Genomic DNA, 229 nt, shown 5'->3' with positions numbered 1-229 from the left:
CCCATCCATGCGCGCTGCTTCCGTGAGGTGCATCAGGACATAGCCCGGGGAGATCAGGTCAGCGCCGTCCAGCGTGCCGCTGTAGTCCGCACGGCTGGCCGCCCCGCCGGCGGTGCGCGCCAGGGCCAGGTCACCCCCCTGGGTGTCGCCGAGGGTTTCCCTCCCATCGAGGGCGGGGTGCCCCATGAGGGCCTGCCGGGTCTGCGGGGCGGCGCGGTCGCGAACAAGT

General features: G+C 73.4%; 1 protein-coding gene. It reads right to left on the bottom strand.

Annotated elements, in window-relative coordinates; all coding sequences use genetic code 11:
• Positions 1-186 (bottom strand): hypothetical protein (locus ACQG3P_RS25710; protein ID WP_426806624.1); only part of this gene is annotated, 186 nt, incomplete at its 3' end.
• Between the last annotated feature and the right edge of the window lie 43 nt (positions 187-229).

The organism is Stenotrophomonas sp. SrG (genome assembly GCF_050031795.1).
GTDB lineage: Bacteria > Pseudomonadota > Gammaproteobacteria > Xanthomonadales > Xanthomonadaceae > Stenotrophomonas > Stenotrophomonas rhizophila_A.
This window is presented reverse-complemented; position numbering and strand designations above follow the sequence as displayed.